The 14,666-nt window shown below is 62.7% G+C and carries 15 protein-coding genes; 9 read left to right on the forward strand and 6 right to left on the reverse strand.

From position 1 onward, the window contains the following. Positions 1-175: 175 nt before the first annotated feature. Positions 176-622 carry a YchJ family protein gene (locus SADO_RS15240; protein WP_353112925.1) on the forward strand — a complete coding sequence of 149 codons (447 nt, stop codon included), beginning with the start codon at positions 176-178 and terminating at the stop codon, positions 620-622. Positions 623-711: 89 nt separating this feature from the next. On the opposite strand, the gene SADO_RS15245 is transcribed toward SADO_RS15240, so the two are convergent. Then, positions 712-1,152, reverse strand: a complete 441-nt coding sequence (locus SADO_RS15245) for a hypothetical protein (protein WP_353112927.1) — start codon at positions 1,150-1,152, stop codon at positions 712-714. A gap of 368 nt (positions 1,153-1,520) precedes the next feature. Here SADO_RS15245 and SADO_RS15250 point away from each other — a divergent pair, with 368 nt between their 5' ends. Further along, positions 1,521-1,751, forward strand: a complete 231-nt coding sequence (locus SADO_RS15250; RefSeq protein ID WP_353112929.1) for a hypothetical protein — start codon at positions 1,521-1,523, stop codon at positions 1,749-1,751. A gap of 128 nt (positions 1,752-1,879) precedes the next feature. Here the strand turns inward: SADO_RS15250 and SADO_RS15255 are convergent, their stop codons facing one another. From SADO_RS15255 to SADO_RS15265, 3 genes are all read right to left on the reverse strand, one after another. After that, positions 1,880-2,221 carry a hypothetical protein gene (locus SADO_RS15255; RefSeq protein WP_353112931.1) on the reverse strand — a complete coding sequence of 114 codons (342 nt, stop codon included), beginning with the start codon at positions 2,219-2,221 and terminating at the stop codon, positions 1,880-1,882. Positions 2,222-2,638: 417 nt separating this feature from the next. Further along, a complete protein-coding gene (locus SADO_RS15260) occupies positions 2,639-3,043 on the reverse strand; it encodes a DUF4332 domain-containing protein (RefSeq protein ID WP_353113263.1) in 405 nt (134 codons plus the stop codon). A gap of 463 nt (positions 3,044-3,506) precedes the next feature. Beyond that, positions 3,507-4,541: a hypothetical protein gene (locus tag SADO_RS15265; RefSeq protein ID WP_353112933.1), complete on the reverse strand. Its 1,035-nt coding sequence runs from the start codon at positions 4,539-4,541 to the stop codon at positions 3,507-3,509. A gap of 149 nt (positions 4,542-4,690) precedes the next feature. Between SADO_RS15265 and SADO_RS15270 the strand changes: the two genes are divergently transcribed. Next, positions 4,691-5,308, forward strand: a complete 618-nt coding sequence (locus SADO_RS15270) for a trimeric intracellular cation channel family protein (RefSeq protein ID WP_353112935.1) — start codon at positions 4,691-4,693, stop codon at positions 5,306-5,308. A 96-nt stretch (positions 5,309-5,404) separates the two neighbouring features. Here SADO_RS15270 and SADO_RS15275 read toward each other — a convergent pair whose 3' ends face one another. Continuing rightward, a complete protein-coding gene (locus SADO_RS15275; protein WP_353112937.1) occupies positions 5,405-5,794 on the reverse strand; it encodes a group I truncated hemoglobin in 390 nt (129 codons plus the stop codon). A gap of 641 nt (positions 5,795-6,435) precedes the next feature. On the opposite strand from SADO_RS15275, the gene SADO_RS15280 reads away from it, so the two are divergent. The 3 genes from SADO_RS15280 (at position 6,436) to SADO_RS15290 (ending at position 11,053) form a co-directional block, all read left to right on the forward strand. Continuing rightward, positions 6,436-8,046, forward strand: a complete 1,611-nt coding sequence (locus SADO_RS15280; RefSeq protein ID WP_353112939.1) for a BCCT family transporter — start codon at positions 6,436-6,438, stop codon at positions 8,044-8,046. A gap of 243 nt (positions 8,047-8,289) precedes the next feature. Then, positions 8,290-9,561, forward strand: coding sequence for an O-acetylhomoserine aminocarboxypropyltransferase/cysteine synthase family protein (locus SADO_RS15285; protein WP_353112941.1), 1,272 nt, complete (start codon positions 8,290-8,292; stop codon positions 9,559-9,561). A gap of 334 nt (positions 9,562-9,895) precedes the next feature. After that, on the forward strand, positions 9,896-11,053 hold the full coding sequence (locus SADO_RS15290) for a GGDEF domain-containing protein (RefSeq protein ID WP_353112943.1): 1,158 nt from the start codon (positions 9,896-9,898) through the stop codon (positions 11,051-11,053). Positions 11,054-11,134: 81 nt separating this feature from the next. Here SADO_RS15290 and SADO_RS15295 read toward each other — a convergent pair whose 3' ends face one another. Continuing rightward, positions 11,135-12,223: a DUF2855 family protein gene (locus tag SADO_RS15295; RefSeq protein ID WP_353112945.1), complete on the reverse strand. Its 1,089-nt coding sequence runs from the start codon at positions 12,221-12,223 to the stop codon at positions 11,135-11,137. 472 nt (positions 12,224-12,695) lie between these two features. Between SADO_RS15295 and SADO_RS15300 the strand changes: the two genes are divergently transcribed. The 3 genes from SADO_RS15300 (at position 12,696) to SADO_RS15310 (ending at position 14,554) form a co-directional block, all read left to right on the forward strand. Then, a complete protein-coding gene (locus tag SADO_RS15300; protein WP_353112947.1) occupies positions 12,696-13,439 on the forward strand; it encodes an MBL fold metallo-hydrolase in 744 nt (247 codons plus the stop codon). Between the two features lie 3 nt (positions 13,440-13,442). Beyond that, a complete protein-coding gene (locus tag SADO_RS15305; RefSeq protein WP_353112949.1) occupies positions 13,443-14,060 on the forward strand; it encodes a hypothetical protein in 618 nt (205 codons plus the stop codon). A gap of 158 nt (positions 14,061-14,218) precedes the next feature. Next, the gene (locus SADO_RS15310) at positions 14,219-14,554 is read left to right on the forward strand and encodes an SLC13 family permease (RefSeq protein ID WP_353112951.1); all 336 of its coding nucleotides are present in this window, start codon (positions 14,219-14,221) and stop codon (positions 14,552-14,554) included. The last annotated feature ends 112 nt before the right edge of the window (positions 14,555-14,666 follow it).

The raw sequence follows: 14,666 nt of genomic DNA on the forward strand, positions 1-14,666 counted from the left end.
GGAGACGCGACGCGCCCCGATAGCCGAATTCGTGGCTTGTTTATCTGCGCGATACAGCAGTTTTCAAGGTTCGACCACAGCCAACACCGCCGGGAGCAGGCCACCCGTGCCTTGAGGCCTTGACCGATCAACCGCAAGATCGGCCACGCCATCTGCCTGCTCTCGTTCGATAGCCATGACGTCACCCTGCCCCTGCCAGTCCGGCCACGCCTACGATCACTGCTGTGGGCCTTATCATCGCGGCGCGCCGGCGCCCACGCCGGAAGCGCTGATGCGGGCCCGGTACAGCGCCTATGCCTGCGGCGACGCCGCATACGTGAAAGCGAGCTGGCACGCCGACACACGGCCCGCGACGCTGACCCTGCCGAGCGGTGATCGCTGGCTGGGACTCGACGTGATCGGCAGCGGCGAGGATGGCGATGAGGGTTGGGTGCATTTCCGGGCGACGTGCCGCGACGACGCCGGCTTTGCCGTGCTCGAGGAGCGCTCGCGATTCGTACGAGCGCAAGGCGAGTGGTTTTACCTCGACGGCGAGCACACCGTAGCGCCGCTTAAGCCAGGCCGTAATGATCCCTGCCCCTGCGCCAGTGGGCGGAAGTTCAAGAAATGCTGCGCGGCGTGAGTGCTGGGTTCGGGCTCGCGGAGTCGCAGATCCGCTGGGATCGGATTCTGCGCCTTGCGACGCTGAGCTAACGCCGGCGCGAGTCGGCCCTACCCCTGCTCGTTCCGCTCAAACTCCGCCATGGCGCTCATCACGTCATCGAACTCGCCTTCCTGCTCGGCCGCCGCATCGGCCATCGCATCCAGATCGTCGGTGGGGATGGCGTCGGTGCGCGGCGGTGCCGGCACGTGCTCGTCGGGCGCCGGCGACGCAGCGCTGGCCTTGGCACTGCTTTTCTTAGGCACAGCGGATTTGGCGGGTTTTTCGTCCGAACCGCCCGCCTTCTTCTTGCTGTTTTCGCTCTCGGTGGCGCAGATGCAGGCTTGATCGTCAGTCCAGACGATCTGCGTGATCTGGGCGCGCCACTGCTTGTTGGCGCGCGTAACGATTTGCACGGTATCGCCGACCTTCACGGGTTCGGTGGTCTTGCAGCCCCAGTCGCCATTGCGCAGTTTGCAGGGGCTGGCTTCGATCAGGTCTTGTTCGCTCATGGGTTATTTCTGCTCGGGCGGAGCGGTTGCGCTGGATTTCGGTGTGCACGCTATGGGTATTCGCTGGCAATTTCCAGACAACCGTTCGATTTGCAGCGTAAAAGCCGGCACATCGCGCGGGCTAATACGGGCCTGCTTGCCGACGCATTCTCGGCAAGCCGCCGCTGGCCAGCCCCACTCACTCGCCGTCGTTGGTCCGCGCAAGCCGATCGCGTATTGAGTGAAGCGATCGCAGCTCGCGATCCGGGACGTTACCAATACTCGTGTTGGTGCCGGCAGGGGTCTATGTCGACCGGTACGGAACCGTTCAGCTTCTTGTCACGCGCGCGGCGCATAATTGCCGAGGAATTACCTTCGGAGTATCAGCCATGCGTAGATTGTTTTTCGTTGTTGCTATCGCGCTTTGCGGTGCGGGTTTGCAGGGCTGCGTGGTCGCGGCCGCCGGTGCAGGCGCAGCAGGTGGTTATGCGGCGCACGAGGAAGGCTATCGCGTGCAGTCACCCGTCAAGAAAGACGAGAACGGCAATAACGAGGCGCAGAATCCGATCACGCACGACGAGAGCAAGGATCAGACGCCGGATGACGACACCAACCCGTAGCCAAGCGCCGCGCGTAATGTCGCGTTTCGAACCGGGCGGCTCTGGCCTACGGTCGCCCGGTGGGCCTTGCGCAACGCGACAAACCGTTTACGTCGACCTCGGAGGAGTGACCAACGGCCGGATCGGCGTCAGTCGACACCCGCACGGCGCAGGTCCGGATCGAGCGCCTGCCACCAGTCCGCATAAGCGCTGTTCTCGGGCTTCTTGCGGGTCTCGTCTGGCGCGCCGTCGCTCCACCAGACTGGCCCGCGCTCGCCGAGGGCGATCTTCGCTTCGTGCACGCCGGCACGCGCGGCCTTTTCCTGGGCTTCGTCTTCCGCGTGCTTGACCGCGCGCCGCGCAGCCATGAGCTGCTTGACCAGGCGCGCCCGCTCGCCCTCGCTCAGCAACGGATCGCTACGCCGCCAGAGCCGGCCCTTGGCGATAAAATATCGGCCGTCGGGCGTTTGCGGAAATCGCTGTTTAGACATGACTGTATTGTATCCGGCAGATAGCGCAGAGCATTCCGCGCCTTGCGGGATTTGCGGGATTTGCGGCGACCGCATCAGACCGTTGGAAATCTTCCGCCTGTCGACGCATCGCGGCTGCAAGCAGGCCTTGCGCTCCCGACGCTTCGATTACGTGCTTCCGAAACTGCATGCCGTTGCGAAGAATCGCGCCTAGGGCAACCCGTGCGTGACGCTGCGCTCAGCTCTGGCCGACATGTCGGTACTGCGATGTTCGATGCGGTGGCGCTGGATAAGTGCGCATGGCGGTTTCCGCCCGCCTCATCTGGCGACACGATAGTTCTGCGCCGGTTCCCCGGCTGACGTCCATCGGCCGCTCATCTGCAGACCAGCGGCTGCGCGGCACACGACGGTGCCGCGCAGCCGTGATGTGTGCCGTTTTCAGTGATGAACGGCGCGCGGCATCTCCTTGGCCGCTGCCACCCATTTTTCGACGTGACCGAGAGCCGGCAGGCTACGAACGAGTTTCTTTGCCTCATTCGCCTCTGTCATCTTCGCGTGCAGGTTCTCCGGCTTGCGCTGCGCCAGTTCCGGCACGCTGTCGACGCCCGAGGCTTCGAGCAGATCGGCGTACTCTTCCCCGATGCCTTTTACGCGCGCCAGATCCGCGCGATTCGTCCAGTTGAGAATCAGCTTGGGGCTGATGCCGCTTTCCGCCGCAATCTTTTTGCGCCCAGCCGGCCTACCGCAAGCTTCGAGCAGCTGTGCCTGGTTCTTGATGCCGCAGCCGGCGAGTTTTTCCGTCGACGCTGGCCCAATACCCTCGATCTCGCTGAGTTTCGCCATGAGGATCTCCTTTTTCGATAATTCTTGTTCCAATACGCGCGCGGATGACGGCAAGAACAAGGTGCCCTTTCCCGCGATTTGCCACTTCAGACCGATCGCGCTTGCGTGTCAATAACGCTCGCGCTGCCGGGCCGAGACAGCTGCTCGCTCGTCCGGCGGAAAAACATCGCATGAGCAACCGCCTCGCGGGATACCCTAGAGTCGCCCTGGGCGCATCCGGGTCAGTGCCTTTGGCCGGCTCTTTTCGACATGCGCGCCGCTTGAGAACGCCAGGGTCACGCAGGAGAACTCGTCGGGTATCCAGGCATCGCGACCCGGACGCGGGTCAGAAATCGAGTACCCCGGTGTCGACTTGTCGCCACCTCGAGTGCATCGACAACTGCATGCCGGGCCGCCGTTGTCAGCTGCCTTGCATGCCACATACGACCGCCAGCATACGGGCCGGCGCGTAACGCTCGGCGAATTACCGAACGATCGCGGCGACCGCATCGGAACGATAGAAATCCTCAAGTTGACGGCGGATAGCGGGCGCCAGCAAGCCTTTCGCGCGCAGCGCCTCGATCGCCTGCGGCAGAAAGCGCATGCCATCGCGCACCATCATGTCGCGGGTAACGCCGATGTCGTCGAGCAGATCAGTGAGCGTGGCGTCCCGGTAGTTCTCGAAGAAGACTTCGACGCCGGTTTCGATAAGCTCGCGGTAGATCGGCATGCGGCGCAGGCGCTGCCAGTATTCATAGCCGATGACGAACAGTTCCTCGACGTCGAGCTGGCCGGCGAAGTCGCGCACGGAGGCAACCGAGCGGTGCTTGTTGTCGTCCCAGAAATCCAGGATTGCTTGACGCGACTCGTCCGACTCGAAGGCATCATGCAGATAGGCTTCGCTGGCCTGCATGCCGGCTTCGGTATTGCGTTCGACATAACGCCGGATACCGCGCTCGAGGGCGTCGCCGATCCGCGGCGGCGCGCGATCGACGACGGCCCGGCCGAACTTCATCGCCATGCGGGCACCGGGCACCCGCGCCGCCAGCCGTTTGCTGTGGGCAAAATAACCACGCAAACCGGAATACAGCAACTGCGCCACGAGGTTCGCGAATACCGGGTTGGATACCGACTGGTGGATGACCTCCTCCCGCAGCGCCTGCATTTCCAGCAGCTTGTCGAGCAGTTCCTCGAACTCCCGATCGGGCAGCAATTCCTCGAGAGTGGTTTCTTCCTGAATCGGATGCTCGTAAAGCGCGATCGCAATATCGCCCACGAGCGCCGGGATTGCGCCGCCGACTTTCATGTCGGCCGCATAGTCGACAGCCGTCTGCTGCACCGACGCGGTACTGATGACGTCGCCCAGCTGTAATTGCGCCGCATCGTCCAGCACCCAGTCGATCTGCTGTTCCAATGCGGCTTTCAGCGCATCGCCCTCCATACGCGAAAGCACCCACGCGACATGCGCCTCGAGCAGCGCCTCGGCCTTGGAACCGGCAAAATCGTGGGTATCCGTCATATATGGGCTACTCTGCTTGGCGGACTTGCGATCTTATCAGCCTGCGATGGCAAGTGACGGTCGCACGATTGTCGTGGCGTCGCGCGGGCCGTGGCTATTACCATGCGCCGGATTGCATGCCGTCCCTGGCGCGTCGCGGGCTAGTCGTTATGGACCTATTACTTACGGTGCTGGATCTGGCGGGCACGTTCGTGTTCGCGATCAGTGGCGCGACGGCGGCTGTCCAGCAGCGCCTGGATGTCTTCGGCGTTGCCGTGTTGGCATTTGCGACGGGCACCGTAGGCGGCATCACGCGCGACGTGCTGATTGGCGCGACGCCGCCGCTCGCCATTGCAGAACCCAACTATGCATTGATGACCCTGGCGGCGGCGGTGGTGGTCTTTTTCGGCCATCGGTTTGTCGACCGTATCCAGAGCCCGGTCGCGATCTTCGATGCCGCGGGACTTTCGATGTTCGCCGTAACGGGCACGATTCGCGCGCTCGATTACGGCATCTCGCCGATCATGGCTGCCGTGATGGGTATGGTGACGGGGATAGGCGGCGGCATGATGCGCGACGTGCTGATCGCCCGTATGCCGGCCGTACTCCAACCGGTCGAACTGTATGCCACGGCCGCTCTGGCGGGCTCGTCGTTGACCGTGATCGGCGCGACGCTCGACTGGCCGTTCGTGCCCACGGTGCTCTGTGCCGCGGGACTGTGTTTCTTTCTGCGCTTCATGGCGCTACGCCGCGGCTGGCGCCTGCCGGCGCCGCGGATCGGCGAATAACGCACCGCCTGAGACCGCTAAACGGTTGCAGTTTGCCATAGCTCAATACGTGAAAGCCGGACCGGCACGGCGGCCAGTCCGGCCCGCATCGGATAATCAGGCCGCTTCGGCGACCACCATAGTTCGATAACTCTCGATGATGTCCATGAACTCGCCGACTTCCTGGCGCGGCACGCCAAGCTGGTAGAGCGTGTTGCGAATTTCGTGCGCGGTGACATCGAACTCGTAATCAGTCAGGCCCAGATCCTTGTGGGCCTCGAACATGTCGCGGCCGGGATAGCAGGCCGGCCCGCCTGTCTTTTCGATACTCCAGGCCGTCACCATGAACTTGTAGCCGGCCTTGTATTGATCGGCGTGGAATTCCTGGACCTTGTCGTTGGCGTTGTTGAGCGTGGCGTTGGTATGCAGCCGGTCGATAAGATAATCGACAGCACCGGCGATCGCGTAGGCGCCGCCCAGTCGCTCGTATAGGGTTTGCTCGGCCATCGTCTCCTCCTCGCATGAATTGTTTGTTGTCGATGCGACATCGCCGCTTGAATCGTCGCGTTCAATTGCGGGCGATCTTTGTTGGTATCACAGATTACCGACGGATCCAATCGAACACTGGTCCGCGGTTTGGGTGCGGTCAGCCGTTGGGCTCGACACCCTCGAGCACGCGGTAGCGAGCGCATGCGTGCTCGATCAACGGGCCTGATAGCTCGCGTTGACCGTCTTTAGCTCTGCGCCCTGGCAGGCCCGGGCAGCACTGAGCACGGGCGCCGATCGCTATCCGGGCATGCCGCGCGTGACCACCCGATCGTTGGGCCGCTACAGCCAGGGTGAATGGCGTTTATTGCCTTCAGCCTCGTAGCGTTCGGCATCCGACCGACTTGGGCATATCAGCATCGCCAGACATCCGAACGTACTGAATAGTAAGGCGTTATCCGGCACGTCGTCGTAGGCTCGCCCGCTCTCTAAAACTTCAGTCGTAGGAAAGACCAGGCGCTGGCAGGTAAACGTCATTTTTCTCCTCACGACTGCGGAAATATCGCGTGTTGCCTGTCCCATAAGCCACTGCGGCATGGGCGCTTTGCGCTACCCGATCACGATAGGTATGTTGAATTACAGCCACCAGGGAGAAGTAGGCTATGGAAACATTCGCGAGAAAGCTGGGCCTGAAGACTGATCCGGCAATTTTTTTCGTATCTGCGGGGATCATGGTGATCTTTCTCATCGCCCTGTTGATCGCGCCCGGCCCGATCGGGGACGCATTCGGTGCAGGCCGTGCGTGGATCGTCACGAATCTCGGCTGGTTCTTCATTTTCGGCGTGACCAGCTGGGTCGCCTTCCTCCTGTGGGTCGCACTCAGTCGCTTTGGCTCTATTCGCCTTGGCGGTAACGATGCGACGCCTGATTACGGCAACATCTCCTGGTTCACCATGCTGTTTGCCGGTGGCATTGGCACGGTGCTGATGTTCTGGGGTGTCGCGGAACCCATCTCTCACTTCGCCACACCGCCACGACCGGAGGTCGCGCCGTTCTCCCCAGAGGCCGCAGACGACGCGATGGGCTTCGCGATCTATCACCTCGGTCTCCATACCTGGGCGATCTTCACCCTCCCCGGGCTGGCTTTTGCCTACTTCATCTACCGCTACAACCTGCCGATGCGCTTTTCGTCGGTGTTCTATTCGCTGATCGGCGACCGCATCTACGGCCCGGTCGGCAAGACGCTCGACGTTTTCGCCATCCTCGGCACGTTGTTCGGCGTCGCGGTTTCCATCGGCCTCGGCACCCAACAGATCAACGCCGGCCTGACCGAGCTGATGGGCGTGCCCGATTCGGTCACGACCAAGGTCATCATCATCGCGGTGCTCACCACCGTGGCGGTCGCCTCGATCACGGCCGGACTTGATGCGGGCGTAAAACTGCTGTCGAACGTGAATATCGGCATGGCGGTCGGCTTGATGATCTTCGTGTTGGTGACCGGCTCGACCGTCTTCCTGCTGCGCTCGATCATCGAGACCTTCGGCATCTATATCTCCAGCATTGTGCCGATGGCGTTCTGGAACGACGCGCTGGCCGAGTACACGCACGAAGAAGGTGGCTGGGGCTGGCAAGGCAGCTGGACGGTTTTCTATTGGGCGTGGACGGTAACCTGGTCGCCGTTCATCGGCATCTTCGTGGCACGTATCTCGCGCGGTCGCACGATTCGCGAGTTCGTGCTTGGCGTGCTGTTCGCGCCCTCGATATTCACCCTCGTCTGGTTTGCCATCTTCGGCTGGTCGGCGATGGAAATAGACGGCATCGGTGCAGAGGCCCGTGCCGCGTTGGGTGATCAGGCCGGGGCTCTGTCCAACGCCGTGAGCGAAAGCGTGCCGCTGGCGATGTTCGCCTTCTTCGACCACTTCCCGCTGGCGACCTTGATCAAGGGTCTGGCCGTGGTGATTGTCGCAATCTTCTTTGCGACGTCTTCCGACTCCGCGTCGCTGGTCGTGGACATGCTGTGTACCGGCGAGCCCGATCCCGGCCCCGTGCATCAGCGGATGTTCTGGGGTATTTCCGAAGGCGTGCTGGCCGCGATGCTGATCGTGCTCGCAGGCGAGGCCGGGCTCACAGCACTGCAACAGGTCATCACCGTGGTCGGCTTGCCGATGTTCATCCTGGTGTTTGCGATGATGTTCGCGCTCATGCGCGGGCTATCGCAGGAAGACCTGAGCGAAGTCACCGTGGGCAAGCCGCCCCGCGTGGATCAGCTCTAGATAGCAGGCGTCAGCCTACGGGCGCGGGCAGCACGCCGCTCGCGCCCGACAGGCCTTTGACCGGTCCAATCACGGCCGGCACTGGCGCGTTTTCCCGTTTTATTGGTGTAACCGCCATTCCCATCGCCGACGGTGCTAAGTTCGACCGCAGGCCATAGGTGGGACGGGCCAGGACTGGTTCGCCTGCCGTTGGCTCCGAGCATTCCTATTGCAGCGATCCACTACGGCCAGGAACACGCGCCCATGAAACCCGAGACCATTGCCCTGCATGCCGGCTACGTGCCGGACGAACAGCACGCCGTCGCGGTGCCGATCCACCAGACGACGTCCTACGCGTTCGACGACGCGCAACACGCGGCCGATCTGTTCGACCTGAAGGTCCAGGGCAATATCTACAGTCGGATCATGAACCCGACCTGCGCGGTGCTGGAACAGCGCATCGCGGCCCTGGAAGGCGGCGTGGGCGCGCTCGCGATGGCGTCCGGTATGGCCGCAATCACGGCAGCCGTGCAGACCATCGCGGAAGCCGGCGACAACCTGGTCTCGATCAGCGAACTCTATGGCGGCACCTACAACCTGTTCGCGCATACGCTGCCGCGTCAGGGCATTGAGGTTCGCTTCGCCGACCAGACCGATCTCCAGGCCATGGCCGGATTGATCGATGCACGCACGAAAGCGATCTATTGCGAATCCATCGGCAATCCGTCGGGCAACGTGGCGAACCTGGAGCAACTCGCGAAGATCGCGCACGATCACGGCGTGCCATTGATCGTGGACAACACGGTGCCCTCGCCCACGCTACTGCGGCCAATCGAGCACGGCGCGGACATCGTCGTGCACGCTGCAACCAAGTATATCGGCGGACATGGCACGACCATCGGCGGTGTGATCGTCGATTCCGGGCGTTTCCCCTGGCTGGATCATGCCGAGCGATTTGCGCTACTTACCGAGCCCGACCCGTCCTACCACGGCGTGAACTATGCAAAAGACGTCGGCGAGGCGGCATTCATCACCCGCGCGCGCGTCGTGCCACTGCGCAACATGGGCGGCGCGATGAGCCCGTTCAACGCCTGGCAGTTCCTGCAGGGCCTGGAAACGCTGGCTCTGCGCATGGAACGCGTGTGCGAAAACACCCAGCGTGTGGCCGAATACCTGGAAGCACATGAGCGCGTGAGCTGGGTCAGCTATGCCGGCCTGCCAAGCCATCGCGACCACGCGCTGGCGCAGCGCTATATGGCCGGCCAGGCTTCCGGCATTCTGAGTTTCGGGATCCACGGCGGATTGGACGCCGGGGTGCGCTTCTACGATGCGCTCAAGCTGTTCATTCGCCTCGTCAATATCGGCGATGCCAAGAGTTGTGCCTCGATGCCCGCTGCGACCACACATCGCCAGCTCAACGACGCCGAGTTGCAAAGCGCCGGTGTCACAGCAGACATGGTGCGTCTATCGGTTGGCATCGAACATATCGACGACCTGATCGCCGATCTAGAGCAAGCGCTGGCCGTGACTGGCTGACAAGTGGCGGCCCGCCAAGTCCCGTGTTGTTGGTCAACAGAGCCGGCATCGACTTGGCCGGTCGCTCGCCGATTTGCCAGTCATTGGGGCTTTTCAAGCCTCACGTATTGGCAGACCGTGCCGATAGTCTTTTCATGGACAAGCGGATACGACTCACAGCGGCATCCGAGCGCGGCTATCCGCCGGGCACTCCTTGGCCAGTCCACGCCACCGCCGGGACGCGAGCATTGATCCCGAGCAGGCATGGGGCCTTTTCGGGATCCGTCCGCCGCGCCCGATATATGTATGACGCCGAGGGCTTGCAACACGCACGGACCATCGTCGAGACCGCCAGATGCATGTCGCCATCAGTGTTTCTTCTGGCGGCGGCATGAACATGCACGCCCCCCGGAGCGCCCGCCTTCGAGAACGCTTAGCCGCTACACTGATACTGCTACCGGGGCCGGTGCGTGCCTCAAGGAAGAGCGGACGGATGAACCAGGGGACGCCCGAGGGGGACTCGGATCTGTCGCAGCGACATCGGCGGGAACTTCTGCGCCTGCTGCTGTGGTTCACGGTGTTGTTCAGCGTCGGGTTCATCGCGATCAACTTCAGCGTCGGCAAGTACGGGCTGATGGCCATCGAGATCGCAGTCGCCGTGTTTGCCGTGTGGCTCCTGACCATCCTCCCGCGCACGCCCAATCTGCGCCGATGGGCATTGGTCTATATGGTCACCCTGCTCAGCGGGACGATGTTCGCCTTTGCGTCGCCGGCCACATCGATCACGGTATTCAGCTGGATACTGGTCATGCCGGTGCTGACGCACCTGCTGCTCGGCCGCTGGCTCGGCGGCGTGCTGTCCCTGTTCTATCTTGTGTTGTCTGCGAGCATTTTCTGCTGGCGGTTTGGCACCACCCAGTTAATGGATACGCCGGGTTCGATTGCGAATATAGTGACGGTCACCGCCTGCGCCTATCTGTTTTCGCACGTCTACGAAGCCAGTCGAGAGCGGGCCGAGCAACAGCTATCCGTCATGGCGTTGACCGATTCGCTGACCGGGCTCGCCAACCGCACGCAGTTGGAGCAGTCTTTTTCGCGCGCGGTTCTTCAGCGCCAACTGCCGCTTTCGCTCGTGATGATCGATCTGGACTACTTCAAGCGCATCAACGACGAACACGGGCATGCGACCGGGGATGCGGTGCTACGTATCATTGCGCAGGCGATGCGCGAGCATATCCGGGAGAGCGATCTCGCCTGTCGGCTTGGCGGCGAAGAATTCTGTCTGCTGCTGCCGAGCACGAATCCGCAGCGCGCCCGCCGGCTGGCCGACCGCCTGCGCGAGGACATCGAAACGCTGGAGTGCCGGCACGAGGACGCCGTCCTGAAACTGACTGCGAGCATTGGCGTCGCTACAGCGTCGAACCCCACCGACGGGCTCGACCCGATGCTCCATGTCGCCGACCAGAATCTCTATCGGGCCAAGTTCGCGGGCCGCAACTGCGTGGTGGGCTGATACGCCGCCTGCTGGGGCGCGACTACGCCCAGGAAGCGCCGCGCAGCGCCTGAAGGCACCATATCGAACACGTCCGCCTCGTCACAGCGCCACGATCAGCCCCTCGTCTGGCGCAATTCGTCCGGCGCAGACATCCGGATATACGACAGCGAATTCGTCGAGCCCACTGATCGGGGTCAGCTTCAGCCATTCGCGGCTTTGCAGCGTGGCATCGCGCAGGAACGCCGATGTCTTTTCCGCAAAGCCTTCCGGGCCCCAGTCCTTGTAGCGCTTCTGGATGTGACTCGGCGCAAAGAAGAATTCGCTGCGTTCGGCGATCACGCCGTCGCTCTTCCCGGTCTCCTCCCAATGGGTCAGGCCGACGTTGATGCATCGGACCATGTTCTCGCCCAAATGTCGGTGCAGACGCCCGAGCACATCGCCGTTGCCGGACATGTCGACGACCGCCGTGGGAATGCTGGCATCGATCTCCAAGAGTTCGTCGTAGGAGGCGACGCGGTCGTATAGACCCAGACGATTCACGAAGGATTGATTGCGCTCGGCTGTGACGCCCAGGACAGCCGGCGCATTGGCGTCGACGTGCAGCGCATAGGCCAGCCCGATGCTCGTCTTGCTGGATGCACTGACAATGATCACGCGGCGCGCGCCGTACCAGTCGGCGTCCTGCAGTACGTCCCAGAGGCAAAAGGACGTGATGTGCAAAGGCCAGAGCAACATGCGTTCGTCGTCCATGCTGGGTTCGTAGCCGGGCTCCTGTGCCACGCGGCTGTAGCTGTTGTAGGCCGCCGGCAACTCGACGCGATGAGCGGCGCCGTCGATCAGCCGTTCCGCGCGTACTCCCACTGGCTCCATGGTCATGCAGTGGGCCGGCGGGAAATAGCCGTAGAGGCGTTCGCCCACCGGCACATCGGCTACGCCGGACGCGACTACGCGCCCGAAGCCCCAGACCGGGATCAACCCCCAGCAGTCCGCATCTTGACCGTCGGGTTTGAAGAACTGCCAGTAGCCCAGCCTGTCACCCATGGTTGCGTAGGTGATGTTGTTGGCGGTGAAAGCGAAGCGTTCGACTTGAACGCGGATCTCGCCGTCCGCCACATCGACCGACTCGTCATCCGTTTCGACCAGGCGCGTACGCCGAAAATCGTTCTTCTGCACTTGGAACTGGGTCATTCTGGACACTCCGGCCTTGGTTATTTTCACGGTGCTTAGGCGGTTCCCGGGCGAATAAACGAGGTCGTTCTGGATGGCGAGATCGCCCTCATTGCCCCGACCGCTGACCATCAGCCTGACGCAATTTCGCATAATCCGTGTAGGTGGGCGGCATCGGATGCCTAGTGACACGGAGCCAGTGTGCGCCAACGTTCTTATCAGACCGCGCAATCTGCGCCGCCCACGGACGCCGAGTTGGGGTGCATTCTCGATTGGCCCGAAATCCCAGCCGACGTGAACGTAGCCGATGCGCGCACCTGCACTGGCGTCGCCGGTGATGCCTTGCATGGCTCGCGTCGCAGCTATCGCCAGACCGCTAGACGAATCAGGCTTGGAGGGTGGCCCTTACCATGTGCGATATCCAGCCCCGGCGAGAGACACGGCACCTATCGCATCGTTATCATCGCAATGCCCTGATCTCGAATGTCCTCTCATGCCTCACGCCGTCCCGAACCTATCGCTGCTCTGCCTTGGTACCGGACGCGGCGCGACCGCGGTGTACGACGGCGAACCCAGCAGTGCCGCCGCACTACTCGCGGACGGCAAGCCGATACTGCTCGTGGATGCGGGCTTTGGCGTGGTGCGGGCCTGCAAGCGGGATTTCGGGTACGTGCCGCAGACGATCCTGATCACCCATAACCACAGTGACCATGCCGCCGAGTTGCCGGTGATTCTGGCCGCCGAAAGCGATCGCGGTCGCCGCCCGCGCGTGATCGCCGCGCCGGACGTTGCCAATCGGCTGCGAACCCATCGTTTGCACGAATTGGAAAGCACCAACCAGCCGCTTTCGTATTTCTGCGATTGGCAGGAGCCAACGACGAGTGACCCGATCGCCTTGTCCGACACGCTTTCCATCACCCTGCTATCTGCCCGCCACAGCGAACCCTGCTTCGGCTTCATCCTCGAAGAAAGCGGCCGCGCGATATTCGCCTACGGCGGCGATTCGGCATGCGACCCGAACTATTACGATCAGCTCTGGGCCGCCCCGAGCGTGGTGCTCGACGCCCGCTCGAAAGCCAACGCAGAACATGCCGGGTTCGACGAGGTCGCCGCGTACTGTGCGGACCGGCCTGAACGCGAACTCTGGATCACCGGCTATGGTCGAGCCGATCAGGCGCCGGGCGATCTTAGGGCGCTGCGCGTCGGCGATACCATTGACCTCACACCGGCCGACTAGCTTATGAACAGTGCTCTACTGGTCGAGCATGTGATAGTGGCCTTGTTCCGGCTATCGCCCTATGCGTGGGTCGACGCCCTGCTCGCACGTGCCGAACGCCGAGGCGAGACCGACTACTGGCGAGCCTGGCGTTACCGCGTGTCCGAGCTGTATATCGTCTTGTGGCTGCTCGCCGCGGTCCTGCTCTGGCTGACTCACAACGCGCTGCCGGCATGGCTGATCTGGCCGGTGCTGCTTCGCGTGACCGGGATCATGATCAAGGAGTTGGGAGTGATCCTGTTCGGCCGCTGCAAGGTCACCCCGGGGCGCATGGTGGCCGCGACCGGCCGCACCATCGTGCTCGCGTTGCAGAATTATCTGACCGCCGCACTGCTCATGGCCTTCGTCTATACCCAGGTGGGTTCGTTCAGCGGCATACCGGACGGCGGATCAACATTCGGCGCCGGCGCGGCGCTCGTGCAGTCGCTATCGATCCAGTTTTCGCTGACGCCGGCGTTTACCCCGGTCGACATGACCAGTTGGGCACTGGTGATCTACCACGCCGGCTTCGCATTCCTGTTCAGCCTGATCGTGATTTCGCTGTTCGTGTCCCTGCTCAAGATCGGCAGCGCGAACGACTGACGGGCGTTACCAGGGCGTTGGCCTCAACGTATTCGGCGAAGAAGCCAATGAATGCGCGCATCTTGGGCGGCACCGAGTACGGCTAATGGTAGACCGCGTTGATGTCAGGCTGCGGCAGTGCGTATTCCGGCAGGACGCCTACCAGCGCCCCACCCGCAATGCGCGCCATCGATGCACGCTTGGTTTTCCTGTTCACCGGCATGTTGCCGCTGGCTACCGCCATCCAGGAGCCCGACCTCGGACGCATGCTGGCCGAGCAGCCCTCGCCGCGAATTCCGCTGAGCGTTCTATTCATCACCTCTGTCGAGCTGTCCCAGATCATGTCGAACACCGCGACCACCGCCCTGCTTGCGCCGATCAGCGGCTCGATTGTGACCGACCTCGGCGCGTATCCGAGTGCCGCGCTGATGGCCATCGCGATCGGCGGCTCCTGTGCCTTCGCCACGCCGCTGCGCATACCAGCCAACACGATGAGCTGTGGCCTCGGCGGTTAGAAGGTTAAAGCCGGCTGGCCATAGATCGCGGTGGGCTACCTGATCGCCGGGAGCCTGCTGCCAACAATCTGGCCATGCTTGCGGGCCGGCACCGGCTAAATGGCCAGCGCTG

It is taken from the genome of Salinisphaera dokdonensis CL-ES53, from assembly GCF_040361215.1.
Taxonomy (GTDB): domain Bacteria; phylum Pseudomonadota; class Gammaproteobacteria; order Nevskiales; family Salinisphaeraceae; genus Salinisphaera; species Salinisphaera dokdonensis.